A 25,115-nucleotide genomic window follows, 5' to 3' on the forward strand; every position below is an offset into this window, starting at 1 on the left:
CCAGCTTGAACTCGGCAGTAAATGAGCGACGTAATCTTGTCATTGAACACCTCAGGTCTGGGTGGCGACTGTACCACCTAAAATGGTGTCCGGGATGATTAGACCACTACAGGGGCTGCGCGTTGGTAGAAATGGCGTTCGACCGGTGATGCTCCGCTTTTTCTGATGCAGGGAGTGCCATCCAGCATGTGGATATTGACCTAAGCGCTTCCCATCTTTGCCAGCTCGTGTTGTGTCACCCAGTTCCCCGTTAGCTATGAGTGATCAGTTGCGTGAGGTAGCTATTTACCTCTGTGCGAGTCGTGAAACGGTGCTTGTCGTTTGGGAATCGATCAAACAGCTCGCGATGGAATTGGCGGGAGCTTTTGCCGGCTCGCTGCCCATATTCCGATGCCCACACCAGCAGTTGTTGAAAGTTCTTTTCCGCTGTCACTGCATCCCGTTGCCTGGCGCTTTGTGACCCTCGCGATAGCAGTGAACCACGGCATACAGACCAGTCGAGATCCAGAAAAAGCAGGGTATCGGCGGCATCAAGCAGTTGCTCGGCCAGGGCACCAAATACCCCTTCGACCACCCATGATGGCTCTTGAGCAAGTGTTTGAATGGCATGATCAATCTCATGCTGGGGCCGTTTTTGGTTAAAGCCGCCCGGCTGCCAGACGATGGTATCGAGATTGACCTCGCGGATAGTTAACCCCTCAGCCAATCGAGCTGCCAACCAGCTCTTGCCCGATCCCGAGTTGCCAATAATCAGAATACGTTTCATCTATGAGCGCTCTTTTCTGGAACAGATATCTGGATGCTGGAAAGTTGAGGTGATGACGCGAATGTCCGAATACGTTTCGCTATTCGAACCTACGGGCTATCAAGATTTATTGTCAAATTAGGTATCACCGCACATCTGCGTTATAGATAATTTGATTTTATTCATCAGCCATTAGATGGATTTCTATTGCGCCGATTAGAATTGCTTTTTTGCGTCTGTACTCATCTATAGCATAAATTTTATTTTCTTTATCTTTGGATGGTACAGGTGTTTCTGGTAGCTCCTTAACCAAAGCAATACATTCTTTTGCGACTAAATCCTTATCAGCTAAATCACAGATATTATCCATTAACTTTAATATTTCATTTTGCGCATCATCAATTTTATCGCCAATATCAGTGGCGAGCATAGCTCCTTTTGCTCCACGTTTAATGCTTTCCAACTTATTAAAAACTTTATGAATGGAGCCAATGATTCCAGTTCTAGCCTCCACTCTGATTACATCATGATGTTTTGCCTTAGTTTGATATAAAGATTCCGATATGATGGCATCCGATAGCCATTTTGCATCATAGTACAGAAGTTGAAGGCCCTCTCTGAAGTCTTTATAAGAACTAATACCTTGAAGTAGAAGCATTAGTGTGCCAATTACAGTCACACGAGCTTTTATTGAACCATCTTCAAACTCAACATTGATCTCAAGACCTTCAGATAAAAAGAACTCAGTACGAGTCAAGGAAAACATTCTTAAACTTTCCTTGAATGACTCTAACTGTTCATCGGTTTCCATTCCTCTCGGCTCAACATGAATATAAGCCTGGCTAAGGATGTTTTTGTTTATATAATCTGCCACTATGTGATCTCAATTTTTGTTGATGGTTTAATTTAAAAAATCTATATATAGATTTTTACATCGACTTCAATCGCCCTTGGAAATGGCGGTAAACATCATCGTTATTAAAGCCATCCACATTCTGGCTGGAGAAAATAAGCGGGGTGACTCCTTGTGCCAGTGCCAGTTTCTGCGCTTCGACAACCAGCGTATTGATCAGCACCATGCCGGAGATGGAGGAGAAGGCGCCGGTGACCCGATCATTGACTTCGCACAGGCCATCGCCCGGCGGCACGCAGTTGTCCAGTACCAGATCGGCCAGCTCCATCAGTTTCTGGCCAGAAGGGTGACGACTCGGGTTTTGCGCCGATTGCGCCACTGAGGTAATAGCGATCACCTTGTGGCCGCGCGCTCTGGCAAGCTGGGCCCACTCGATGGGCAGAGCGTTGCGACCCGAATTGGAGATGACCACCATCAGGTCCCCCGGCGCAATCGGCTGCTCCTCCCACAGGATGGCGGCAAGCCCCGGCAGCTTCTCCAGCGCCGAGCTGCGCAGGACACCATCGGCGGTGGTGACGGTGGAGTCGAGCACGGCGTTGATATTGCCAAGGCCACCGGCACGGATAAACCCCTCCAGCCCGACCATATGGGAGTGCCCGGTGCCCAGCATATGGATCATCTTGTTGTGAACGATGGCCTCGCAAACCAGTGGGCCGCCTGCCGGATCCCGGCTTCGTTCTGGCTGACCATGGTAGCGATGCGCGCTTGTAGTTTTTCGACGTACTCAAACATAACGGCGGGATCCTTGTCTATTATCGTTATGGTCAGCTGGTTCTCTTAAATTAATATTTCCGTGAGACGATTTAAGCCTGATGGGAGAGAATCATATTTTATGTACCCATTTTTACTCATTTCTCTGACTAAATTCATGAATACTTTATATTCTGTTTTAGAAATATCGAAACTTGGATCTATAGTTTTCATACTAGAATTTGCGATGGAAACATTTGTAGGTAATTTATCTCTATTAATGTTTTTGATCGCAGCGACAAACAATCGCTCAATTTTATTTTCAATCTTAATAGTGTTTTTAGTTGAAAAATCCTCTAGAAAAATTAGGTTGTCAAAAGATTTAGCAAGAATTGCTCTATCTTTATCCTTACGCTTGCAAATTAACCAAACCTCTTTTCCAAATTTCCTTAGCCTATCACCAATGACAGTGAAATCAGAATCGCTAGTAAGAAAACAATAGCGATCAATTTGTGGGTTTCCTAAATATAATGTTTCAAAAGCATCTAAGCTGATAAAAAGGTCAGCTCTATTTTTCTCTGTTCCTATTTTTGGTGTATCCAAAATCGTAAAGTTATGGTTTATGATTTGTTCTTTTAGCGTCTTTTTTGACGTAGACTGGTTACCATATGCTGATTTTATTGCAAAAATACTATTTAATCCTTCATCTGAACTTAATAAAGAATTCATTAAATCTTCAAGGATAAAGTCGAGAGATGAGACATTTTCCATGTCTATATATACGGCGATATTAAAGTTCTGTTTTTTCACAAAAACGGCCCTGTCTTTAATGAAAAGGAAGAATTAATTTAAACTTATTTAAAATATGTAAAATGTTCATTGCGAACTAAGGTTTATATTCCATGAAGCTCAATAAAACCTTTTTCAATATCATATTTTAAGTGTTTGGTTAAAGAGTATTGAGGATCACTCTTAGAGAAGTTTTCAATAATCATATTTTGATACTCGTCAACAGACATCCCATTGAATATATGTTTGTTGATGTTATAGCCAGAGCAATTATTTCTCCCACTACCTTTTCTATTTGAAGTCCCAACAATGACGATTTTAAAATGAAGATGGTTTTTTAAATCAACATCTTTAATGTTGTTGGTATCTATTTTCATTATGAGCTACCCACCTTTTAATGAAGGTTATATCACTGCTACTTATTTAAATAATTATTTGGTATTTAGGTTTGAATTCATATTGTTTGCTGGAAGCAAAGCCCACGCTACCGCCCGTGGATTACAGCCTCCAGCCTGCTGTGGTCATCCGGCGATGTGGTGGATGGCTAAACGGTTGCACAGATGTGTCTCTGCAAGAATGGTTGCCAAGTGGGTCATATTAACCAAGACGGTGGGGGAGCAAAACAGGGAGTCGATAAAAACCGGCCAGGGATCAATAAATAAGTTATCAGCTGGTGATTATTTGCTCGTTGATGGCTGGCGAGAGTGGTTATCGGTGGAGCTTGATGGGCAAAGCGGTATTTGGTTACCGGCCTTGATGTGAGGGATTTCTTGGCTTCGCCTTGGATGACTGTCGCATCAGGTTGCAATCCTAACTGATCGCCACCGATAGTCAGGCAATAAAAAAGCGCCCGAGGGCGCCTTTTTATTATGAGAGGAGGTTAGCCGATCAGGCTGGCCCACAGGTCATATTCATCGGCTTCGTCGATGCGAACCTTGACCATGTCGCCGGGCTTGAGGCTGGTTTCACCGTTGAGGTAGACCAGACCGTCGATCTCGGGGGCATCGGCGGCGGAGCGGCCGGTGGCACCCTCTTCATCCACTTCGTCGATGATGATGGTCATCTCCTGGCCGACCTTGCGGGCGAGCTTGCGGACGGAGACCTGCTGTTGCAGCTCCATAAAGCGCTGGAAGCGCTCTTCCTGTACCTCTTCGGGCACGGGATCCGGCAGTTCGTTGGCCTTGGCCCCTTCCACCGGGCTGTATTTGAAGCAGCCGACCCGATCCAGCTCCGCCTTGTCGATAAAGTCGAGCAGCATCTGGAAGTCCTCCTCGGTCTCGCCCGGGAAGCCGACGATAAAGGTGGAACGCAGGGTGATCTCGGGGCAGATCTCGCGCCACTTCTGGATCCGCTCCAGGGTGCGCTCGACGGTGCCGGGGCGCTTCATCAGCTTCAGGATGCGCGGGCTGGCGTGCTGCAGCGGGATATCGAGGTAGGGCAATACCTTGCCATCGCGCATCAGGGGGATGACGTCATCCACGTGCGGGTACGGGTAGACGTAGTGCAGGCGCACCCAGATATCGAGCTTGGCCAGCTCTTCGCACAGGGCGACCATGCTGGTCTTGACCGGCATGCCGTCGTAGAAGCCGGTGCGGTGTTTTACGTCCACGCCGTAGGCGGAGGTGTCCTGGGAGATCACCAGGATCTCCTTCACGCCGGCCTCTTTCAGGCGCTTGGCCTCGGCCAGTACCTCGCCGATGGGGCGGCTCACCAGATCCCCGCGCATGGAGGGGATGATGCAGAAGGTGCAGCGGTGGTTGCAGCCTTCGGAAATCTTCAGGTAGGCGTAGTGACGCGGGGTCAGCTTGACGCCGTGGGCCGGCACCAGGCTGGTAAAGGGGTTGTGTTGCGGCTTCTCCACGTATTTGTGAACGTGGCCCAGCACCTCTTCATAGGCGTGGGGACCGGTGATCTCGAGCACCTTGGGGTGGATCTCGCGGATCTGGTTCTCTTTGGCGCCAAGGCAGCCAGTGACGATCACCTTGCCGTTTTCGGCCAGGGCTTCGCCGATGGCTTCCAGGGACTCCTGCACCGCGCTGTCGATAAAGCCGCAGGTGTTGACGACGACCAGCTCGGCATCGTCATAGCTGGGCACCACGTCGTACCCTTCGGTACGCAGCTGGGTCAGGATGCGCTCGGAATCGACCAGGTTTTTGGGGCAACCCAAGCTCACAAAACCAATCCTTGGATGGTGAGACCTAATAATGCTGGAAGTCGCTTGTTGGACAGGTTGGTCGTCCGATGGCTGAACCCGCGTAGTTGCAGGTGTCAGGCTGTCTGAGCTAGGGTCAAAACGGTTGACGGTCATAGAGGATCGCTGGTCACTAATGCAAAAAAAGATTGCGGATTATACCTGATGAGCAGGAAAGAGGAAGAAGTGATGTGTGCATTTTTTAACCTGTGATATTAGATTTCAATGCGCGATATTTTGTGTCTTTTCTTGAGAGGTGATGACGATGCGATCATCAACAACAGTGTCCTCGGTCACGAGTTCTGACTCGAATTCCTCATGCCAGTGTCTACAGCCTACAGCATGAGGGGGAGATCTACACTAAACAGTTAGGCAGTGCCGATTTGATTGCAACCTGCGTCATGGATCGCAGTCTGGTGCTGATCATCCTGCTGGTTGCCGCGAACTTCGCTGCCAGTACCAGGAGTTGCTCGTAAGCAGAGTAACTCTTGACTACACCGATAGGGGCACAGGTAATTGTCGATCTGATAGTCTGTATTGAGCATGGGGTTTGTCAATAAGTAATAAGTCGACGGGGGGGATAGGTAAAAACCAGCATTGTTGGTTGTAATTTAGTCAAGGGAGGTGATTTTTAACTTTTTTTCACATCCCCCCACTTGAAAAATTCTAAAAATTGTCCATTTACTAATAATAAGAGAGGTAATAAAATTTTAGCGTTTCAACATTCCGCTGCTACGCAGCGAAGAGAAACCAGTTTTACTACCCCTCGCAGGCTTTTTATTGAAGAGAAAATATGAAAGTCTCTCTTGTATATTAAAGATTATTATGCATGGGGCATGCAATAAGTACGCTTATCACTGATAAGCAGAAAGCAGAAAGCAGAAATGTGCCGTTCTTCCTTACTTGCCAGTTGGTCAAAGAAGTGACATTCAATATAATTAATTAATATGTTTACGTGGTCACGTTCTTCCTGCTTATTTTGACCAAACTCATCGGCTGACCATCATGTTCTCGGTGCCACACCATCACGGACTTTGGTCAAGTATCTTTTTATCATTGGAGTCTATCGTCATCTACACCGAATATGCGCAACCTTCATTTCGCGCTTGAGCAAGCGTATCTTGAGAAAGAACAAGACATCGCCATGGTGGTGGTATTATTACGGCAGTATGACTGCGAACCCTCGTTTCTCCTTGCTACTTCCTAGCCTGAAATATATAAGTGGAAATTAATAATAGAGAGTATGGATAGTTTATTTCTGATGAGGTGATTATTTTTTGATGGGGGTTGATATCTAGTGTTTTTGGATATAACCTTCCATTTAAATGTTTGCTAGTGGTTATATACCGTGTGTCGGCAATAGTGTTTGTGTTCAGAAAATGAACGGCGCTAAGTGATTGTGTCGTAGCTGGGTATCTGGTCTAGACATGTCTGCTTTAATTTAATTCAACTGTACCGGTGGCGTACAAGTATAGTTGTGTATCTAGCATATATAGCCTCGTCATAGAATCAATTTTTGGAGATGTTATGGATTTAAGGTCGTCTGCACCAACACTATATCTGTATAGTCGTGTAAGTACGGATAAGCAGGCCGCCGGTAATAAAACTGGCGTACAACGTCAGACTGAGGGGGCTTTGGTTGATGCAACAAAGTTAAAATATAGTAACATGCCCGTTATCTATATGTCAGATAACGGAATGTCAGCCAGTAAGGGGGAAAACATTGAACATGGATGTCTGGGGAGGTTTATTGAACTAAGTCGTTCAGGTCATATTGCACCCGGCTCTGTATTGGCCATGGAAAACATCGATCGTTTCTCTCGCTTAGCGTTAACAAGAGCCAGTGAGTTCTTAACCTGTATTCTCGCAGCCAATATTGTTGTTTATACATGGATTGATGGGGCAGTATATCAAAAAGATAATCTTGCATCCGCGATTTTGTCACTAGTTAAACTTGAAAGCAGCAATGATTATACAAATAAACTTTCTGCTCGGGTTACTGGTGCAGCTCGTGTTGCATTAAAGCGTCATCAAAATGGTGAGTGCGATGCAGATGGTTATCCAGCTGCAATTAATGGCTTCGGTAAAAATAAATTTTGGGTTGATACGACAACTGGGTTTGTACGCCCTCATCCATATTATTTCTCTATAGTTAAAGAAATGATTATGATGATTCGAGAAGGGAGGGGGCATATAGCAATTAAAAAGCATTTAGATGAAAGCTATACCCCCCCTACAATAGCTCAAAATTCTAATAAAGAGGGGTGGGGAATAAATCTTATTAAAAAGATTATAAGTGATCGTGCAGTTTTAGGCGAAAAAATAATTCATATTGATGGTCGCGAGCATCTGTTGGTAAATTATTATCCCGCTGTTTGCACTGAGGCTGAATTTGCACAAGCTAAGCGAGTGCGTAGTGAAAAAAAACAGTTTACTAGTAAGATGAAAAACGCTGCGGGCATTGTTACTGGAATGCGTATAGCCACTTGTGGGGACTGTGGCAGTTCACTACAGGTCTACCGTAGTAAAGCCGGAAAAAAAGATGAAAAGCTCCGTTATAAATGCAGCGGAAGGTCAGACACTTCGGTGAAAAGCTGCACAGCTGCAACATTTGATAATAGATATTTTGAGTATGCACTAATGTTGCTGATTGGCAGCGTGATACTTCAGCCTAAAAAAAATACAAATGAGAATAAAGTTGCTTCGATTAAAAATAAAATAGAATCGATAAGTTCAAAAATAGAAATCATGATTCAATCTGTGGGAGCTACCACAGAGGGAGATATACATATTCTGTTGACTGAACGACTAGATAAATTATCTAGGGAACGTAAACAGTTAAATGAAGAATTGACCATTGAGATTAGTCATGCGGAGGCTTCTATTAACCCAGATATATATATGCTGATACCACCAAACTACATTGACTACAATCAGGCTGATATAAGGAACGAGGTAAGGGATATAATATATAAGACAGTAAAATCAATAAAGGTGCATTCTGTTACTGGCTGTTTCTATATTCAGGTTGAGTTGTTTGGTGGAATGAGTACCGATGGTATTGTTATTGACAATAAGTATATCTCCGACTTCGGTTTTGATATGCACCATCAGCAGGAGAACGAGGAAGCATTCCTGGCTTACAATAAATTTGTCAATAACTTCGAGTGTATCGATAAAGATGGAAAGTTAATTAGAATGTTAGACTTGGTGAATGGCACTGATTTTATAATTTCTGATGAACTATATCTCAATCAAAGAGTAAAGGTTTTAAAGGAGAAGCCTATGACTGAGGAAATGCGTACTGCTATTGAAAAATTTGAAACTTGGGTTCCTAAAATCCAGTAATTAATATGCCGGTTAGTGATAAGGCTTTTTGCCATTGCTAATGGTTGATATGTAAAACCACTAAATTATTCTGCTAAGATAAATAATGCTGTATATTCACGGCATGATGTGTAGCATCATGCATATGAATGAGCAAAAAAAATGAAATTTTGTGGTGGCCCCATGCAGCGCAAGCTGCAAGACTGATAGAATCCACCAAAATGGAAATGAGATTCAACTAAACCACCAATTTCTCTACATATTTTTTGATACCCAACCTAGTATTTTCTAATGCTTGCTGTAGCGCCACCCAGCAGCAATAAATCCAGTTTTTCATTAGCTCCGGCCTGTTATTTTAACCTCGCAGTTCCTTTCCAGCAGGCATACTTGCGGGAACGAACTCTAGGTGTTTCAATTCTCTCTAGAAAACGTTGTATTTTTCTTTAAAAATAGCATCTTAGACTATGAGTGTCTTGTAGCTTGCTCGATGACTACCATATGAATTTACCCTATAGCTGCTTCCAACATTTTTTGAGCTGTGCATAGCAAGGTAAATATGGGAAATGGTTAAAATTACCTTCCCCTAGTGCATCTTAATAGTTAGGAATTTAAAATTTCAGATACCACTGTATCTTTCAAATTAGTATATGCTTCAATGCTTCACAGCGACCATTCTCACAGTAGCCCCACCAGTCAGTCTTTTGACCAATGATCGCTACTATGGATGTGCTGTTTTTAGGTAAGCCTTTACGCCAACTAGATACGTCAGTGGCAGAGGGCAAAGGATTCGATTCAGGATGGGTATGCCACTCACCTATGTAAGTAAGATAGCCTCCTGATGTGTGCCAAAGTTGATCAACCATAACTTGATGGTGTTGTTTTTTACGTACAAAACCAAAACGCGATGCTTGGTCGTAGGGACTAGGTTCTGTAACGTGAGTTATTATTATATGAGGTGGCCGAATTTCTCCAATAAATACACCTCCTTGCTCAGGTTGACTGTGATGTAACTGCCGATATCGATTTAAAATATGAAGTACCGCAGTCTCAACGATTATTAGTCCACCAGCTCTATTACTCAAGGTCAGCTCAGCCTTGACGTCAGGAACAAACACTACATTCTCCAAATTTTTTCAGCTTTCTACGCTTATGATGAATTACATTACCTGTCGAGTGTTGAGCATAGGTCCAGGGAAGCTTATCCTGAAGAGTATTCAGCACGGCCTCTTGAATTAGTGCGGCAGTAATTGTGCTGACGCTAGCATCATAGGGTGTAAAAATGCTGCCGCAGGAAACTCGATGAGGAGCTACAGGTCTATCGACCTCCTTGAGGATCTCGAGACGCTTGGCACATTCATAACAGGCTTTTCCATCGTCGATCATAACAACAGACGCTTGACCATAAGCATCATTGTAGCCGTGGATGATGAAGGGAGGACGTTGGGTAGAAGCTCGAGCCAAGTAACTGAGCATTTTACCTGTTGGGGCGTGACCAGTAGCATCGATCACAATATCATAGCCACGAATATTATCTTCATTCATTTCAAAACGATAAGGTTTGACATCTATTCTTGGATTGCCCAAAGAGTCACGCTTTATTAGCTTACTTAGGGCCTCAGCTTTATTCCAACCGATATAAGTGGCTGGGAGAGCATGCCGACTCAGATTGCCTGGAGACAGAATGTCACTGTCACAGAGAACTAGCCGACCGGTATTGCCACGCCCTGCTCCTACCTTGGCAAGCAGCTGAGCAGCAAAGCCACCAATGGTGCCGCAGCCAATTATCAAGATTTGCTTGTTCTCAAGATCAAGGAAAACAGGTCTGTTGCGCCGTTGAAGCTCTTGGTCGCTTATCGAGCTCACATTTAAGCGAGAGAATGCGGTCGTTGCGGATTTTGATCTGAGCATAGGAAGGGTAGAGCCGAGCTTTAGTTTGTGTTTACCTCCCCTAGATTTAGCTCGTTCCGTTGTACGGTGTTTCAGGATCGTCTGGGTGGCTTTACTGAAGCAGACTTCAAAGCCAATGATGCCTTCGTTCGAAATATCGAACAACACCATTTGCCTGCCCTTGGTGAGCCTGGTGAGTATTCCATTGGCCAGTGAGTCATGAGCAGGGAGGTCAGCAGATTTTAACCAATCAAAGACTTCCCTGAGTGATTGAGGCGGCCATTTACTTGGTGCTATCGCAGTGTTGTTAACTCTGACAACGGTCACGTCGCCATCAATGCCCACAGCCGGTTTTTCTCCTCGTAACCTAAACCAGTCATCCCTTTGCCCAGCGTTGTGGAAGACAACATATTCTTTGTCTGTTTGTCCATCTGCTGAGGTTGCCACTTTCAGCGACTTGTATGAGAATTTTGTACCTGACAGCTTGCCTGCATCACCATAAATGTAAGCATCCACGACCCCATTCCAGTAGTTCACAAACTCGGTTTGAAATTCCTCTTGCCGTTGATGGCCAGCTGTTACGGCATTGTCCAATGCTTGCTGGATCAGGCTGTTTAACATGGTAATTACAGCAGGTGGGTGTTGGGGATCCCAATCGGCAGTGTCCTGGTTCACCAAACATAATCTTTGGAAACTGCTTATGTGAGGTAAGGCCATACCGATTAAGTTGGCAGGGCGACTGATAACGTAAGTTTCCGGCAAGCGACTAAGATCTTCTCTTGGCCTAACTACAGCAATAATGAATTCACCTGCCTGTGTTTGGTAGGCTTTTATATAGGCTGGACACTCTCTCGGTAGAGAAATTGGTAGGCCGGTGATGTTGCGACTCTCGACATATCGAAAGCCGCTATGTAATAACAAGTTATGGATAGTCACTATCAACCACTCGTCATTGAATCGGTCATTTGGCTTTGTCGTTGAGGTTGTCGTTGTTGTTGGTATGCAGGTATGGCAACCCAAGGCTTGATAAGCTCTTCGTTTACAACACTGTCACCAAAAAGTCCATTTAGAGTTTTCAGTACTTCGTTCTTTGTTGAGAGCCTATTCAGTGCTCGATTAAGTTCTTCGTGCAGAGTCTCTGCTTTCGAGATAATGCTCTGAACCGTATTATCATCCATCTTTTCCTTGGGAAACAACAAGCGACCTTCATCTGAGGCATCTGGACTTTCCACTCCATCCCTTAACTTGGTGGCCAACTGTTCTGTTACTTTTAACAAAAGTTCACCATGATCTTTTGTGTCAGGCATAGGTGTATTATCAAAGGTGTCAACGACGCATTTCATAAGAGCTATGGAGGATAATTCAGGAGATTTCCACTGCACATCTCGCCAAGCCTTCAGGTATCGACAGACCTGCCGCATAGGGTCACCATGTCGCGCTACTGCGCTCCTGAACCAACGCGCAACGATTTCTGGATCTGACTTAATCCACTTATCCTTTCCTCTGACAGCCAAGTAAACACAATTTTCATCAAGCTTTCGAGTGGCTGACTTACTGAGAACACTTTCATTCAGTGAATCCATCCCTGCGACAGAGTTCAATGCCACTTCTCGAGTTTCAAACTGATCTCTTGGGATTGCATACATGGGCACATCTACATGCACATTTCTATCTTCGATGACAATACGTCCACAAGTAGGCTTCTTTAATGCTTTCCAGTTGTAGTTTTCTTCTGCCAAAGATGCTAGCGATGCATCTACAAGTAGGAGAAGAAGCTCATGGCCGACTAACGGTTGCTCTTTGAACATATCCATAGGCATGTATGTACCATCATCAATGTCCATCTGTTGTGGCGGTTTATGATATGGCTTGTTCAGTGTTTTGTACTTGTAACTTCCTTGAACCCAAAATCTTGGCTCTGTATTCAAGAAGGCTCCGCGTGCGTCATCACTCATATCCAAGAGCAGTTTCACAACTCGCTGGACATCTGCATTGTCAAGATAGCGCAGGTTGGTTTTCCTAATTGCACTTTCTACGAGTTGGATATTCGTTGAGCTCCGAGAACGGCTGGCCAGCATTTTGACGACATCTTTTGCTTCTGTGAATACACCCTTTGTCCGAATTCTGATCGTGTCCTTAAGTTTCTCGAGAGAAGCCTTGTCGGTGCTGGTAGGCTCCAGTCTTTTCATGAGACCGTCATTGGTATTGGTAAGATATAGATGTGCTGACCATTTCATTCTGACGCTTCCTTACGGTCGGTGGGGTGAATGAAGGCTGGAGCCTCCGTGCTAAAGAAAGTCTCGATAAGTGCTTTTTTGCCAGTAGCTGTGGTTGCTACAGATTTTCCCCACGCGACAAGTGCTTTCAGTGACTCTTCGCTCGCATTGTCTAACGAGATGACTCGAGCCTGTTGATCAGGCACGGTTTCATCAAGCGAGAAATAGCAAGGGGGCATGCCTTCTCGATTTAGTGCCTTACCGGCCATGAACCCGTGCATTTTCTGCGAGGAGGACATGACTGTCTCAATGAGTGCCTTTCCACCGCCCCAAAGGCCAAAGTACCCAGGGAACCACCTAGAGATGTTATTGGGATTGATACAAAAATCGTTGGAGAGGGTTCCAATATTAAGAATTTTGATATCGTTTGCTGTTATACCCTTAAACTCCTCATCATCCAGATAATTCAGCGCTTCATGATAGGCGACGAATGATGGATTGTTTGCTAGTAAGCCTCCATCGGCAAAATACGCACTCTGCCACTCGATATAGTGAGGTAGGAAGTAGGTGGGGGCAGCAGATGTAGCCATGGCTACATCAACCAAGGTGAATTGATCATCTCGGGTGAACAGGGAGTTATGACAGGTTTTGATGAACAAAGGGCGACCTGTGCTCAGGTTGACCGTTGGGATGAGCAGGCGTCGTTTTAGCGATCTGACCGTCTTGCCGGTTCCCACGATCTCAGTCACTGCTTTTTCCAGGTTGTTAGCCTTATAGAGGGGGCTCAGCAACAGCTTACCTAGCTGGTATATGTTTCGAACACAATTGGGCACCCAACTCTGGCGAGGGAAAATATCTGGAGCTGCTTTGTGAAACTTGCCCTGCAAGTCTCTAGCTTTCTGACCATCAGCCAAAGCAATGGCAATTATTCCGCCGATGGAAGCCCCGGTGATCATGTCGAAGTAATTACCGATGGCCAAATCAGGATTGTTGTTGCGCTCAGCCAGAACCCGTTCTAGTTCCGCTAAAATGGTAATTGAGAAGAGACCACGCACCCCTCCACCGTTCAAAGACAGGATTTTGAATTGCTTGTTAGAGTCGTTCATGGAGCCTCCATTAGAACCGTACACAATATGCGGGGATTCTGTGCTCACTTCAATGGGGAGCGTAAAAAGAACACTGTAACGGCTACTCTACGGCGCTGTTGCCAAAATGAACTGTTCTGATAACAGCTAACCCTGCTCCAAGTTACTGTTACTCTTTGGTCTTTTCTCCACGGGTCACCTGCCTTGGTAGAACCACTCACTGTGCAGTATGAGCGGGCACAGGCCAACATATATCGGCGATGAATGAGGCTAGAAAAGCTTATGAAATGCGTATTGCACGTCATTCCAGATATGTAGTTATGTTGAAGCTCTGCGGGCTAGAGCTGCATCCTCATTACTTGCTCTGATAGTGTGCTGCATGTGTTATATTCAGCTCAAATGTTGAGCCGAATGATGGGATAGGTCGGCTCATTATTGAGACCCTAGCACGTTGGATGAGGAAATAATGGAACCATTTTGGATTTGGCAACAAGCCGACTGGCCCCATTTTCGTTGGCAGGATAGCGAGATATTGCCCAGATTACGGCAGGTGCAACGCAGGCAGGGAATTCTAATCGGTAGTCATTCCAGGTTGGGGAACCCCGACCAAACGTTGGACACGTTATTGGCTAACATCATCGCCTCGTCCGCTATCGAAGGCGAACGCCTCAATGCACAATCCGTGCGTTCATCCCTGGCTAGGCGGTTAGGGAGCCCACAAACTCAGTCCTATCCAGTATCAGAGCGCTCAGAGGGGCTCGCGGCCATGATGCTGGATGCCATCGACAACCATGAACAACCACTGACAATTGAACGACTTTACCAATGGCATCGTTGGCTGTTCCCCGCCAACGAATGGTCGGTGCAGCCAGTGAACGTAGGGCAGTTGCGAGGAGATGAGCCGATGCAGGTTGTCTCTGGGCGTGTTGATCGCCCCACCGTGCATTTTGAGGCACCGCCCAGAGCAACTCTGGACGATCAACTGGCCGAGTTCATCCCCTGGTTTAACCAGACTCGGCATGACCCCACGATGGATCCGCTTCTTCGTGCCGCAATCATCCATTTCTGGTTCGTGACCCTGCATCCCGTTGATGATGGCAATGGGCGGCTCACGCGGGCACTGACCGATCTCGCGCTGTCACAGGCTGACAGCCACAGCATCCGGCTGTATGCCATGTCAGTTGCCATTCTAGAGCTGCGGGGTGACTACTATCGAGCGCTTGAGTCAGCGCAGAGGGGCTCGCTAGATATTACCTCCTGGATCTGTTGGTTCCTCGACACACTGGATTACTCCATAGAGTTGGCATTACAGGTTATTGATCGTTCTCTTGCCAAAAAACATTTCTGGTTGCAGCACTGTCATGATGGTCTGAGTCCAGAGCAAACCAAGGTTATTAACCGTTTATTGGATGGCGGCCAACAAGGTTTTGAAAATGGCATCAACGCCAGCCAATATCAAAAAGTCGCCGGAGTCAGCAAGGCGACGGCTACACGCCATCTGGCCGAATTGGTGGGTAGGGGGTGCATTGAGAAATTACCTGGTGGCGGACGCAATACACGCTATCAGATCCGCTTGCACACCGAGGGAGTTTGAAAAAGCATCGCCATGGGGCGTTAATTTCATCTGGTAGATGAGAGCTGCGATTGGTGTACAAATGATGCTATTTAGTTAAATGTTGACGCCATGATGTGTGCCGTCAGGCATATGAACGAATAGACTTAACCGACAGTCATGGCTCTCAACTAATCTTTTGAGTGATAACAAACTATCGAGAACATCGGGATCTATTGCAGGAACATCACCAGGCCCGAGATTTGAAAGCAGTTTGGTCACACTGAGACGTACCAGTTGCTCTTCGGCAAGAGCCTTGGCTCTCTGGACAACCTCGGGTGATTCGGATGAAATCATATCCTCCAATGTCCTCCCCATACGGTGCTCCTACTACAGATAGAATTAAAGGCCCACGCCGAGCTGGCATGGGCTCTCAGCACTAGATCAAAAACTCTTCCAATGCACGACCATTAGCCACTGCTTCTGCGATGGTCTTGGGCATGCGACCTTGGCCAGTCCAGGTTTTCTCCTGACCGCCTTCGGTGTACTTGTATTTTGCAGGACGAGGTGCGCGTTTCGCTTTAGCTGAACCGTCAGCCTTCGCCGGAGCGGCAGTACCAACAAGCTCACTCGGATCGATGCCAGCGTCTTTCAGCATCGCGGTAAACTCAGCCAATTTTTGCAGGCGCTCGGCAGATTCCTCTCTCAATTTGGTTTCTTGCTGCTCACGCTCAGCAAAAACCTCATCAAATTTTTCTTTAACTTCGACCAGTTGCTCAAATGACAACTCACGCAATGCAGCTCGCAGACTACGGATATTCAACAAGGTTTTCAAAAAATCGTTCATTTTTATCCTCATGTATCACATTTTTATATCAGTGAAATTATCTCTCAACCCCAGTATTAGCACCACTGTTTTTGGCACCAAGACGATTATAGAAATAGCATTATTCAAAAAGACGTGAGCGAAATCGCGTTTGGAGTCGCTTGGTGACCAAGCTCCAATCTTATATGAAACTATGTAGCCAAAAATTAAATCTAGGTGGTAGTGAGCGTTGAGACCACCTCACCAGATGAGCCGATGAACGATCTTGATCGGCTCACGAAATGAGCCGATAGGACAATATCATTGGCTCACAGAATGAGTCGATGATAAGAAATTTTAGATTTGCCCCTTGAGGATCCAGACACTTCGCCCCTCTTAACTTAAGAGGTAGTCTTGGATGGTAATCCCCCCATTTTTTGGAGCACTCAAAAGTAGAGGTCATGCGGCCTGTGCCAAGCGCTGTTTCGGCGTGTAGCCGCCCAGCGCCATATTGGGCCGCTCATGGTTATAAACCCACAGCCAGTTCGTGGCAAATTCCTGTAACTCATTCAGTGACTCAAACAGGTAATGGCCCAACCAGTCGTAACGCACAGTGCGGTTAAATCGCTCTATGTAGGCATTCTGCTGCGGGTTGCCTGGCTGGATATACCTCAGCGCAATCCTCTTCTGCTGCGCCCATTGCTTGAGCTCTTCGCTGATGTATTCCGGACCATTATCACAGCGGATTGCGGCTGGTTTGCCCCGCCACTCGATGACCTGCTCCAGCACCCGTTTGACTCGCGAGGCAGGCAAGGAAAAATCCACCTCGATGCACAGTGCTTCGCGATTGAAGTCATCGATCACATTAAACAACCGCACCGAACGACCATCGCTGAGCTGGTCATGCATAAAGTCCATCGACCAACAGTGATTCGGTTGGTCAGGGACTGCCAACGGCTCCGGCTTGGCCCGCACTAGCCGCTTCTTGGGTTTTATCCGCAGATTGAGCTCTAGCGCCCGATAGATCCGGTAGACCCGCTTGTGGTTCCAGCCAAAGCCTTTGACGTTACGCAGGTACAGGAAGCACAGTCCGAAACCCCAGTTGCGCTGGTTGGCGGTGAGGCGCAGCAGCCAGTCGGCAATCTCCTGGTTTTCATCAGCCAGCACGGGCTGATAACGGTAGCAACCCTCGCTCACCTTGAACACCTGGCAAGCCAGACGGATAGAAATGGCGTAATGAGCCACAGCCTTGGTCGCCATCTCCCTGCGGGCAGATGGCGTCACCACTTTTTTGCCATCGCCTCGGAGATGATCTCAGCCTTTAGGCGCTCCTCGGCATACATCTTCTTAAGGCGACGATTTTCCTCTTCCAGCTCTTTGAGGCGCGCCATGAGAGAGGCATCCATGCCACCGAATTTGGAGCGCCACTTGTAGAAGGTGGCGGAGCTGATGCCATGCTCACGGCAGAGCTCAGGGACGGGTGAACCAGACTCGGCCTGCTTGAGGATGGCGATGATCTGTGCATCGCTAAAGCGTGATGTTTTCATGTAGAACCTCCTGCGTTCAAGATACGAGAAAATTCTACTTATGAGCACCTCAGTTTTTCGGGGGGATTACCGGATGACTAGGCCACTACACATCAATGTCTCCAGAAAGCAAAAAACCCCGCAACGAGGCAGGGTTTCAGCATTTTTTTCAACTTCGCACTCAGGGTAGCGACTCTCCCTTGTTTCAACTTCGCACTTAGGGTAGCGACTCTCCCTATGTCTTGATTTTATGAGAAGGTGAAGCCGCTAGTCAACATTATTACTGGCATAACCAGCATTGAGCACTCATTTGATATGTTATTTTTGGATGTCTTTGCACTCAAATTTTGGAGGTGTTTTCCAACCTGTAACGCGCCCGCTGCGTTTGTTGACCCTTCGGTATTCATTCCCCAACAGGATTTCCCATTCAGAGCCGTTCTCCGATAGAACCTGAAAAGTAGTCCCCAGCTCAATGCCTAAACCTGGTTCAGTACAGACCAACTCGGTCATCAGCCCTCCTCAATGTAGGGGCATTTGGTTGTTAATTTTCCACTCAAAACGACAGTTTGGGGTAGGATAGCTCATGAGAGGTCGTGTTTGTACAATGAGGAGTGCTACATGATGCCCTATGCAACCTATCATCCTAGTAGTGACGCAGTTACTCCGAACCGTCTCCTAGAAGGTCTTGGTATTCCTCGTGACCCACTAGGAGCACATCAATGGATCGTGGCTGGCGTAGCACCGGACATACTCTATCGGCTCGCTGAATTGATGAAGACTGATGTGGGGATGGTTTGCCAGTGGGCTGGTATTAGCCGGAGTACACTGGCCCGCAAGCTGCGGATTACAGCCCCCCTATCAATATCTCAGGGTGCCAGGGTATACGGAGTTGCACAGGCCCTCGATGCGGTTCTCGCCTTTCACAGGGACGATACCGTCAAGACACTGTCGTGGTTAAACCGCACCGCCTGGGGCCTAGGTGGCGTAGCCCCAGTTAAGTTGTTGGCTACACCAATGGGGGTTCAGGCTGTTGTGAATTTGGTGGGACGGATTCAGCATGGGGTGTGCAACTAAATCGAGGGTTGTGGTAGGCGAACCCCCACAGAATGCTTCAAAAACAACCAATCTCATCATTTTTTGAAATTTATTTCATTTACCCCACTTGAAAAATTCGGAAAACTGTCCATTTACTAATTATGAGAGCTATAAATTAATTTTTCCATTTCAACATTCCGCTGCGACGCAGCGAAGAGAAACCAGGTTTTACTTTCCCACCTTGTTTTCTCTTCCAAGTTAAATATAAACATGGAATGTAGAAATTAAATCCATCTTCATAAAAATCAATACTCCTTGAGAAGACCATCAAGCAATGAATACACTCTAGAAAAGTAGAAATAGTACACGCTTGATGAAAGCAATAAATATCTGGTTGCATTCTCCGCCAAGGGCGGAATTATAAATATGCATTTTCAGAAATAAACTTTCTACCAAGAGCGGTTAGTTATACCTGACAGAACGATAATTATCGAAAACGCCATGCACACCCATAAGAATTCCATTGTGGTGGTACTGTTGGGCTTTCATGCACTATGCCGCCCGAAACTCAAGGGGCTGGAATGTGACTGGGTGATGGTCAGCAAGTGACGAGCCCAAACGCCCGCATGCACAAGCCAAATAGGTCTTGAGCTGGTATCAGGGTTGAAGCAATACTGCTGCAAGGGGATGTGGTGCCAGTGGTTTGCCAGCATGCGGTAGAGGTGGGTTGCAACCTTATAGTGATGGGGGCTTACGGTCACTCACGGATCAGGCAGTTCATTGTGGGAAGCACGACAGCGGGGATACTGAAAACGACCAAAGCCTCTCTGCTGTTGCTGAGGTAATTTAGTAGCAGGGGCGGGATAACCTGCCCCTGCGTGTATCAGAACCAGCTTTGCACCGCCTCTCTGGCAGGTATCCCACCGGCATGTACTACCTTGTCATCGATGACGACTGCTGGCGTAGACATCACCTTGTACTTCATTATCTCGGGCAATGACTCCACCTTCTCAAGCTGAATTGACACACCAAGCTCATCCACCACCTGCTGGATAAGTTGAACAGTGTTCTTGCAGTTGGCGCAGCCGATGCCGAGCACTTTTACATTTTTCATCTCATATTCCTCATCAAGAAATTAACGGCGATACGAAGTTAAACACCCACCCAACCAACGTGAAGGAAACCAGTAGCACCAGCAGCAAGGTGCCCAGTAACTGCCACTTCATCACTTGTTTGAGCAGAATAAATTCAGGAAAACTGGCCGCTACTGTGCTCATACAAAATGCCAGTGTCGTCCCAATCGGCAGCCCATTGACAATCAAGCTCTCCATCACCGGGATCACTGCGGTGGCGTTGGAGTAGAGGGGAATGCCGATGAGAACCGCCACAGGCACTGACCACCATTGGCCTGCTCCAAGATGTGAGGCAATCCAGCCATCAGGCACAAAGCCATGAAGCGCGGCACCAAGCCCCACACCGACAATGACCCAGATCCATACCCGTTTGAAGATGGTGAGGGTTTCATCTTTAGCAAAGGCATGACGCTTGGCCAGCGAGAGGTTCGGGGCATCGGTATGCTGCTGGACGATATCACCTTGCTGATGCTGCCCCTGCTTGAGGGCCTCAGCGGCAAAATCAGCCAGCCAACGCTCGGCCTTTATCTTGTCCAAAAACGCCCCACCCAGCATGCCAACCGCCATGCCAACTACCACGTAAATCAGGGTGAACTTCCAGCCCAGCAGACTGACCAGCAACAAGACGGCCACTTCGTTGATGAGCGGTGAGGTGATGAGAAAGGCCATGGTAATCCCTAGCGGGATACCGGCTGAGGTGAAGCCGAGGAACACAGGGATACTCGAACAGGAGCAGAAGGGAGTAATGGCACCAAAGCCGGAGCCAAGAAGATAGCCCAACCCTCTGTGCTTGCCCGCCAAATAATCCCTCACCCGTTCAACATTCAGGGAGGCCCGCAACATGGCCACGATGTAAATCATGACCAGCAGCAGGGCAAAGATCTTGCTCACATCCTCCACGAAGAAATGCAGCGCATCCCCCAGCTTGGTTTGCGGGCTCAGGCCCAATTGCTCGTAGACCAGCCAGCTGGCTAGGTCGGTGAAAATCTGAAACATAATGACTCCATCAACATCGGTGTTATCCAGAAGACGTGGCATGTCCGCAAAAGATGCTCATATCTTTTGTTTTTTGCTAACGCCGCGAGCTCATGGTTCGCCCCCAGCCCCTTCATCAATCACTGAATACCAATGAATCAAGGACGCCTTGCCCGCTATGAACGCCCCCTTCTGTCGATCCGGCTGATTTGCTACGGATCAGGTATCCAGCAAAGCTCTGCTCGGCGCAACCAGGATTGCCATCTATCTGAACGGTGAACATGCCTAGTTCACTGATCAAGTCCGTCACCCGATGCAGCTCTCCTTTGCGTACTATCCAGGCTGACATCGGTCTGGGAACGGGATGTAATCGGCCCATTAGTGACCAAGCCTGATATTGCTGGGGCTCCAGTGTTTCTAATTTTGCCAGGATGTCTGCCCCAAACAGACAATGCCCACCTCCTTCTCCTTGGTTTTTAAGTACCCAACTATTGGAGGGCGCAGCTTTTACAAAGTGGAGGCTATCAGGGGTCACAGGATGCATTTCACCCAACACGCCTCTTACCGTGTCAGCCTCTTGCGGGGTCAAGCCAAATGCAGCGAATCCCTCTTCTCCCAAACGTGACAGCAGCATTTGTACTCGCTTGCTGGTCGCCAATTGCTGGGCGACCGTGGCATTGACGGCGACTCTATGTCGCTCAATCACCACACGGGTCGCCATCAGCGCCTGGCAACATCTCTGCTCTTTGAGGTCTGTCGCCTCATAATCTGAATATTGGTATCCGGCCCGCAGGTAGACGGTATCGAGGGAGCCGACACCATCGAGGAGCAGTCTGTTGTTAGCGCCCGTGCTCAGTTGATTATGAAGTTCACGAAAGGTTCTGCGCTGCGTCTCAATCCCTTTGCGCTGGAGTGCCAGCTCAAGCAGGTGTTGATCAAACACATTGTTTTCATGTTCCTGCACAATCATCAGAAACCTTGCCGGGCCGGGGTCGCCAAACTCACGCTTGATCTTGAAGGTGGCCTCGGCAATGCCTGCTGACAATCCTTCAATGGCATGATTACTGACAAGTTCACCCATTGCCTGATGCGGCTCTTGCATGTACGCAGCAGGCCATTGCCGTTGCAGATAGCGGTGCAGTTCATGTATCCGCTGACCAAATGGCCCCATACCTGCGGCGATACCATTGAACTCGATCAGCTTGTGGCCATCGCGCTGGTCGTCCATAAAGTCGCTGCGCATGATGAGTAATGGCAGCCGGGGTGGCTTGGTGGCTGATGAGTGTATCTGTTGGTGCATGCTGAGCAGGGCTGAAAAGAAGGGATCGCCCGCCGTAATGGGATGAATGGCATCATGTAAAAAGCCATGATCCTCTGAGACGGCATAAATCAGTTTGCTTAAGGTCTGTGCCGCACTTTTCAAATGCTGGTAGTCCCGTTGGCTGATCGGTGTCGGCGCCAGGGTAAATGGGGTATGCACAGCAGAATACAGCGATTCTTTAAAGGCTACACCGTGGGTTAATGCCCACTCGACTGCATCATCTTTGGCTTTCTGGATGTCGAAAGAACTCATCATACGATCCTGATTATTGACTCACGAACCTCAAGGCGTGGTTGCCCAGCCCTCATATCGAACAGCGATCTTCATATCCTCATCAGACGAGCGCAGCACGTCACGAGGAAGACGCGCAAGCAGCGAAAAGGATGCACTTCAATTTTCTGAACCACGTCAACCTGACCCAGGCATTGTCATATTCTCGTCATACTCCCCGGCGATGATTAATAAGAATTAATCGATCAACATGGATAGATGAACATGAAAAAAATCGTCGCTTCCGCCGCCCTGCTGGGCTTTAGTCTGCTTAGCACCGCCGCCTTTGCGAGCGAATTCAACCTGCCCGGTTTTGTGACCGAAGTGGAAGATGGGCGGCTATGGGTCTTTAAAGAAGGTTCGCCAGAGCTGGAAGAGTTCAAGCAACATGGCGAACCGGCAAAACAGTTCAGTAATATCGGGGCGGGCCCCAATGGCATGACCATTAAAGCAGCCAACCAAGAAACCTTGGATGAGTACCTGGCCGAAGCCAAGAAAAAATAAAGAAAAGGCCAAGGTGAAAACCTTGGCCTTTTTGCTGAGTATGGGTCATAGCTTACTTTGCAGCCGGGGTGAAGCAACACACCCGACCCGTCTCATCCAGCCTGACCTGACAGTCCAGAGAGAGCTGCTGACGCAAGCGTTGCCTAGCTCGCAATAAACGCGACTTGGTGGCGGTGAGGGTCAGACCGTATTGGGCGGCATAATCCGCCTGCTTCATGCCATCCAAATCACAGTGTCTGAGAATATCCCGGTCAGCTTGAGCTAGCTTCTCCAGCACTCTGGGCAAACAGCCCGCCAAGGAGTCGACCGCATCGAGCTCACCCTGCTGCATGGCCAACTCGTCAGATAGTGGCAGCAACGGGCGTTGCCTGCGGCTTTTATCAATCACCAGATGTCTGGCGACTTCAAACAGCCAAGCCCTGGTATTCTCAATGGCACAGAACTTACCCTGCTGACGGATCGCCCGTAAGAAGGTCTCTTGTAGCAGATCATCTGCATCCATCGGGTTGCCAGACTGCTTGATTAGCCACCCATAGACCTCATGTTCATGCTGCTGCCATGCAGTCATCAAGCAAGGTGGCGCCCCCGTGGATTCGGTCACTTGATGCGTTTTCCTTGTGCATCCACCACATGTTCCCCATCTTCCTTGGTGAAGGCGCCTTGCTGAGGATCCGGCAGAATATCCAACACCACTTCTGACGGACGGCACAGCTTGGTGCCAAGCGGGGTTACCACGATGGGACGGTTGATCAGGATGGGATGAGCCAGCATGGCGTCAATCAACTCATCATCGCTGAATCTACCCTCGGCCAGCCCAAGATCCTCAAAAGGCGGCACGTTTTTACGCAGCAAGTCACGTACCGGCATCGCCATAGCCTCAATCAAGGCAACGAGAGTTTCGCGGCTCGGCGGTGTCTCCAGATAGTGGATAACGGTAGGCTCAACGCCTGAGTTACGGATAAGCTCCAGCGTATTGCGGGAAGTGCCACAGGCCGGGTTGTGGTAAATGGTTATTACGGTCATATCGTTACCTTTATTGCCTATGTAGTCCAAGGATTACGCGGATTTACCTTCGTACCATGGCTTGGTGGCGTTCACGACTTTCACGACCAGCAGCATGATAGGCACCTCGATCAATACCCCGACCACGGTTGCCAGTGCAGCACCGGAATGGAAACCGAACAAGCTGATGGCGGCTGCAACGGCGAGTTCAAAGAAGTTGGATGCACCGATAAGGGCTGACGGACAGGCCACCGAATGCTTTTCTCCCACTTTTTTGTTGAGCCAGTAGGCCAGGCTAGAATTGAAGATAACCTGGATCAGGATGGGCACGGCCAGCAGGGCAATCACCAAGGGTTGCTCAATGATGGCATTGCCCTGGAAGGCAAACAGCAGTACCAGTGTCAGCAGCAGCGCCGCAACAGACCAAGGCTGGATCTTGTGCATTGCCTCATCAAAACTGGCTTGACCGTGGCGCAACAAGGCTTTGCGGATGAGCTGAGCAATGATGACCGGAATAACGATGTAGAGCACCACAGAGATAAGCAGGGTGTCCCACGGTACGGTAATACTGGAAACACCCAGCAAGAGACCGACTACGGGGGCAAACGCAAACACCATGATGAGGTCGTTTAAGGCCACCTGAGACAGCGTGAAGTAGGGGTCTCCATTCGTCAGTCTGCTCCAGACAAACACCATGGCGGTACAAGGTGCGGCAGCAAGCAAAATGAGTCCGGCGATATAGCTATCAAGCTGATCGCTAGGAAGCATGTCGGCGAACAACACACGAATGAACAACCACCCAAGGAAGGCCATGGAGAAGGGCTTGACCAACCAGTTTATAAACAGGGTCACACCAATCCCTTTTACATGCCCCTTCACTTGATGTAGCGCTGAGAAGTCGATTTTGAGCAGCATGGGGATGATCATGACCCAGATCAGCAGACCAACCGGCAAGTTGACCTGAGCAATCTCCATTGCTCCAATCGCTTTAAAAATGCTAGGGAATACCTGCCCCAAGGTAATCCCGACCAGAATGCAGATTGCCACCCATGCGGTCAGATAACGTTCAAAAAAACCGATAGCAGGCGCTTCGGCTGCATTGCATTGTGCTGACATAAAAACTCCAAAGGGTCACAGACCCATCAAAAA

25 protein-coding genes and 1 pseudogene are annotated in these 25,115 nt (G+C 47.8%); 7 read left to right on the top strand and 19 right to left on the bottom strand.

Going from position 1 to position 25,115, the window contains the following annotated elements; genetic code table 11:
* Positions 1-250: 250 nt before the first annotated feature.
* From ACB034_RS08535 to ACB034_RS08555, 5 genes are all read right to left on the bottom strand, one after another.
* Positions 251-766: an AAA family ATPase gene (locus ACB034_RS08535; protein WP_338611966.1), complete on the bottom strand. Its 516-nt coding sequence runs from the start codon at positions 764-766 to the stop codon at positions 251-253.
* Between the two features lie 157 nt (positions 767-923).
* The gene (locus ACB034_RS08540; protein ID WP_371172591.1) at positions 924-1,619 is read right to left on the bottom strand and encodes a hypothetical protein; all 696 of its coding nucleotides are present in this window, start codon (positions 1,617-1,619) and stop codon (positions 924-926) included.
* Positions 1,620-1,674: 55 nt separating this feature from the next.
* Positions 1,675-2,307, bottom strand: coding sequence for a sugar isomerase domain-containing protein (locus ACB034_RS08545; protein ID WP_371172731.1), 633 nt, complete (start codon positions 2,305-2,307; stop codon positions 1,675-1,677).
* Between the two features lie 128 nt (positions 2,308-2,435).
* On the bottom strand, positions 2,436-3,158 hold the full coding sequence (locus tag ACB034_RS08550) for an NYN domain-containing protein (RefSeq protein WP_139407916.1): 723 nt from the start codon (positions 3,156-3,158) through the stop codon (positions 2,436-2,438).
* A gap of 83 nt (positions 3,159-3,241) precedes the next feature.
* The gene (locus tag ACB034_RS08555) at positions 3,242-3,514 is read right to left on the bottom strand and encodes a hypothetical protein (RefSeq protein ID WP_058060093.1); all 273 of its coding nucleotides are present in this window, start codon (positions 3,512-3,514) and stop codon (positions 3,242-3,244) included.
* 1 nt (position 3,515) lies between these two features.
* Here ACB034_RS08555 and ACB034_RS08560 point away from each other — a divergent pair, with 1 nt between their 5' ends.
* Positions 3,516-3,899 (top strand): hypothetical protein, encoded by a 384-nt coding sequence (locus ACB034_RS08560; protein WP_371172592.1) that lies wholly within the window; start codon positions 3,516-3,518, stop codon positions 3,897-3,899.
* Positions 3,900-4,017: 118 nt separating this feature from the next.
* Here the strand turns inward: ACB034_RS08560 and rimO are convergent, their stop codons facing one another.
* On the bottom strand, positions 4,018-5,445 hold the full coding sequence (gene rimO / locus ACB034_RS08565; RefSeq protein WP_371172593.1) for a 30S ribosomal protein S12 methylthiotransferase RimO: 1,428 nt from the start codon (positions 5,443-5,445) through the stop codon (positions 4,018-4,020).
* 1,410 nt (positions 5,446-6,855) lie between these two features.
* Here rimO and ACB034_RS08570 point away from each other — a divergent pair.
* On the top strand, positions 6,856-8,676 hold the full coding sequence (locus ACB034_RS08570; protein WP_080768683.1) for a recombinase family protein: 1,821 nt from the start codon (positions 6,856-6,858) through the stop codon (positions 8,674-8,676).
* A gap of 614 nt (positions 8,677-9,290) precedes the next feature.
* Here the strand turns inward: ACB034_RS08570 and ACB034_RS08575 are convergent.
* Genes ACB034_RS08575 through ACB034_RS08590 form a run of 4 tightly spaced genes read right to left on the bottom strand, consistent with a single transcriptional unit; the run spans position 9,291 to position 13,864 of the window.
* Positions 9,291-9,770 (bottom strand): Mov34/MPN/PAD-1 family protein, encoded by a 480-nt coding sequence (locus ACB034_RS08575; RefSeq protein ID WP_371172594.1) that lies wholly within the window; start codon positions 9,768-9,770, stop codon positions 9,291-9,293.
* A complete protein-coding gene (locus ACB034_RS08580) occupies positions 9,757-11,478 on the bottom strand; it encodes a ThiF family adenylyltransferase (protein WP_162516529.1) in 1,722 nt (573 codons plus the stop codon). The genes ACB034_RS08575 and ACB034_RS08580 overlap by 14 nt, the downstream gene beginning before the upstream one ends.
* Positions 11,479-11,480: 2 nt before the next feature.
* Positions 11,481-12,779, bottom strand: a complete 1,299-nt coding sequence (locus ACB034_RS08585; protein ID WP_042024857.1) for a cyclic GMP-AMP synthase DncV-like nucleotidyltransferase — start codon at positions 12,777-12,779, stop codon at positions 11,481-11,483.
* A complete protein-coding gene (locus ACB034_RS08590; protein WP_042024858.1) occupies positions 12,776-13,864 on the bottom strand; it encodes a CBASS cGAMP-activated phospholipase in 1,089 nt (362 codons plus the stop codon). The genes ACB034_RS08585 and ACB034_RS08590 overlap by 4 nt, the downstream gene beginning before the upstream one ends.
* A gap of 445 nt (positions 13,865-14,309) precedes the next feature.
* On the opposite strand from ACB034_RS08590, the pseudogene ACB034_RS08595 reads away from it, so the two are divergent.
* Both ACB034_RS08595 and ACB034_RS08600 read left to right on the top strand, forming a co-directional pair.
* Positions 14,310-14,543, top strand: a pseudogene (locus ACB034_RS08595) (DUF4172 domain-containing protein); the annotation flags it as partial.
* Positions 14,544-14,609: 66 nt separating this feature from the next.
* Positions 14,610-15,437: a Fic family protein gene (locus ACB034_RS08600; RefSeq protein WP_235671866.1), complete on the top strand. Its 828-nt coding sequence runs from the start codon at positions 14,610-14,612 to the stop codon at positions 15,435-15,437.
* Positions 15,438-15,834: 397 nt separating this feature from the next.
* Here ACB034_RS08600 and ACB034_RS08605 read toward each other — a convergent pair whose 3' ends face one another.
* The 3 genes from ACB034_RS08605 to ACB034_RS08615 all read right to left on the bottom strand — a co-directional run bounded on the left by ACB034_RS08605 (position 15,835) and on the right by ACB034_RS08615 (position 18,236).
* Positions 15,835-16,242, bottom strand: a complete 408-nt coding sequence (locus ACB034_RS08605; protein ID WP_371172595.1) for an H-NS family nucleoid-associated regulatory protein — start codon at positions 16,240-16,242, stop codon at positions 15,835-15,837.
* 417 nt (positions 16,243-16,659) lie between these two features.
* Positions 16,660-17,747 (bottom strand): IS3-like element ISAs22 family transposase gene (locus ACB034_RS08610; RefSeq protein WP_088821966.1). Its coding sequence is split into 2 segments (ribosomal slippage): positions 16,660-17,495 and positions 17,495-17,747, totalling 1,089 coding nucleotides; the frame shifts between segments, so codons are not numbered across the junction.
* 297 nt (positions 17,748-18,044) lie between these two features.
* Entirely contained in the window at positions 18,045-18,236 is a 192-nt protein-coding gene (locus ACB034_RS08615) for a hypothetical protein (RefSeq protein WP_033113929.1), read from the bottom strand.
* A gap of 111 nt (positions 18,237-18,347) precedes the next feature.
* Between ACB034_RS08615 and ACB034_RS08620 the strand changes: the two genes are divergently transcribed.
* Both ACB034_RS08620 and ACB034_RS08625 read left to right on the top strand, forming a co-directional pair.
* Entirely contained in the window at positions 18,348-18,800 is a 453-nt protein-coding gene (locus ACB034_RS08620; protein ID WP_371172732.1) for an antitoxin Xre/MbcA/ParS toxin-binding domain-containing protein, read from the top strand.
* 617 nt (positions 18,801-19,417) lie between these two features.
* On the top strand, positions 19,418-19,606 hold the full coding sequence (locus ACB034_RS08625; protein WP_197026282.1) for a universal stress protein: 189 nt from the start codon (positions 19,418-19,420) through the stop codon (positions 19,604-19,606).
* A gap of 38 nt (positions 19,607-19,644) precedes the next feature.
* Here the strand turns inward: ACB034_RS08625 and ACB034_RS08630 are convergent, their stop codons facing one another.
* The 3 genes from ACB034_RS08630 to ACB034_RS08640 all read right to left on the bottom strand — a co-directional run bounded on the left by ACB034_RS08630 (position 19,645) and on the right by ACB034_RS08640 (position 22,445).
* A complete protein-coding gene (locus ACB034_RS08630) occupies positions 19,645-19,875 on the bottom strand; it encodes a thioredoxin family protein (RefSeq protein WP_005303858.1) in 231 nt (76 codons plus the stop codon).
* 13 nt (positions 19,876-19,888) lie between these two features.
* Positions 19,889-20,932 (bottom strand): permease, encoded by a 1,044-nt coding sequence (locus ACB034_RS08635; protein ID WP_371172596.1) that lies wholly within the window; start codon positions 20,930-20,932, stop codon positions 19,889-19,891.
* A gap of 73 nt (positions 20,933-21,005) precedes the next feature.
* On the bottom strand, positions 21,006-22,445 hold the full coding sequence (locus tag ACB034_RS08640; protein WP_371172597.1) for a glutathione synthase: 1,440 nt from the start codon (positions 22,443-22,445) through the stop codon (positions 21,006-21,008).
* A 240-nt stretch (positions 22,446-22,685) separates the two neighbouring features.
* Between ACB034_RS08640 and ACB034_RS08645 the strand changes: the two genes are divergently transcribed.
* Complete coding sequence (locus ACB034_RS08645; RefSeq protein WP_052816438.1) at positions 22,686-22,964, top strand: hypothetical protein; 279 nt, start codon at positions 22,686-22,688, stop codon at positions 22,962-22,964.
* Between the two features lie 52 nt (positions 22,965-23,016).
* Here ACB034_RS08645 and ACB034_RS08650 read toward each other — a convergent pair whose 3' ends face one another.
* Genes ACB034_RS08650 through arsB form a run of 3 tightly spaced genes read right to left on the bottom strand, consistent with a single transcriptional unit; the run spans position 23,017 to position 25,082 of the window.
* A complete protein-coding gene (locus tag ACB034_RS08650) occupies positions 23,017-23,532 on the bottom strand; it encodes a sigma-70 family RNA polymerase sigma factor (protein ID WP_241278958.1) in 516 nt (171 codons plus the stop codon).
* Between the two features lie 29 nt (positions 23,533-23,561).
* Positions 23,562-23,987 carry a glutaredoxin-dependent arsenate reductase gene (arsC, locus tag ACB034_RS08655; protein WP_371172598.1) on the bottom strand — a complete coding sequence of 142 codons (426 nt, stop codon included), beginning with the start codon at positions 23,985-23,987 and terminating at the stop codon, positions 23,562-23,564.
* 33 nt (positions 23,988-24,020) lie between these two features.
* Positions 24,021-25,082 (bottom strand): ACR3 family arsenite efflux transporter, encoded by a 1,062-nt coding sequence (gene arsB, locus ACB034_RS08660; protein WP_017788462.1) that lies wholly within the window; start codon positions 25,080-25,082, stop codon positions 24,021-24,023.
* Positions 25,083-25,115 lie beyond the last annotated feature (33 nt).

The sequence above is a fragment of the Aeromonas sp. S18(2024) genome (assembly GCF_041402525.1).
Taxonomy (GTDB): domain Bacteria; phylum Pseudomonadota; class Gammaproteobacteria; order Enterobacterales; family Aeromonadaceae; genus Aeromonas; species Aeromonas enteropelogenes.

Bases quoted from the DNA above. Each gene is read 5' to 3' on its own strand.
- ACB034_RS08630 (WP_005303858.1), bottom strand. From the start codon at position 19,875: ATGAAAAATGTAAAAGTGCTCGGCATCGGCTGCGCCAACTGCAAGAAC.
- ACB034_RS08645 (WP_052816438.1), top strand. From the start codon at position 22,686: ATGAAAAAAATCGTCGCTTCCGCCGCCCTGCTGGGCTTTAGTCTGCTT.
- ACB034_RS08535 (WP_338611966.1), bottom strand. From the start codon at position 766: ATGAAACGTATTCTGATTATTGGCAACTCGGGATCGGGCAAGAGCTGG.
- ACB034_RS08635 (WP_371172596.1), bottom strand. From the start codon at position 20,932: ATGCCACGTCTTCTGGATAACACCGATGTTGATGGAGTCATTATGTTT.
- ACB034_RS08560 (WP_371172592.1), top strand. From the start codon at position 3,516: ATGAGCTACCCACCTTTTAATGAAGGTTATATCACTGCTACTTATTTA.
- rimO (WP_371172593.1), bottom strand. From the start codon at position 5,445: ATGACCGTCAACCGTTTTGACCCTAGCTCAGACAGCCTGACACCTGCA.
- ACB034_RS08620 (WP_371172732.1), top strand. From the start codon at position 18,348: ATGCCCTATGCAACCTATCATCCTAGTAGTGACGCAGTTACTCCGAAC.
- ACB034_RS08555 (WP_058060093.1), bottom strand. From the start codon at position 3,514: ATGAAAATAGATACCAACAACATTAAAGATGTTGATTTAAAAAACCAT.
- arsB (WP_017788462.1), bottom strand. From the start codon at position 25,082: ATGTCAGCACAATGCAATGCAGCCGAAGCGCCTGCTATCGGTTTTTTT.
- arsC (WP_371172598.1), bottom strand. From the start codon at position 23,987: ATGACCGTAATAACCATTTACCACAACCCGGCCTGTGGCACTTCCCGC.
- ACB034_RS08605 (WP_371172595.1), bottom strand. From the start codon at position 16,242: ATGAACGATTTTTTGAAAACCTTGTTGAATATCCGTAGTCTGCGAGCT.
- ACB034_RS08650 (WP_241278958.1), bottom strand. From the start codon at position 23,532: ATGACTGCATGGCAGCAGCATGAACATGAGGTCTATGGGTGGCTAATC.
- ACB034_RS08600 (WP_235671866.1), top strand. From the start codon at position 14,610: ATGATGCTGGATGCCATCGACAACCATGAACAACCACTGACAATTGAA.
- ACB034_RS08590 (WP_042024858.1), bottom strand. From the start codon at position 13,864: ATGAACGACTCTAACAAGCAATTCAAAATCCTGTCTTTGAACGGTGGA.
- ACB034_RS08640 (WP_371172597.1), bottom strand. From the start codon at position 22,445: ATGATGAGTTCTTTCGACATCCAGAAAGCCAAAGATGATGCAGTCGAG.
- ACB034_RS08615 (WP_033113929.1), bottom strand. From the start codon at position 18,236: ATGACCGAGTTGGTCTGTACTGAACCAGGTTTAGGCATTGAGCTGGGG.
- ACB034_RS08585 (WP_042024857.1), bottom strand. From the start codon at position 12,779: ATGAAATGGTCAGCACATCTATATCTTACCAATACCAATGACGGTCTC.
- ACB034_RS08570 (WP_080768683.1), top strand. From the start codon at position 6,856: ATGGATTTAAGGTCGTCTGCACCAACACTATATCTGTATAGTCGTGTA.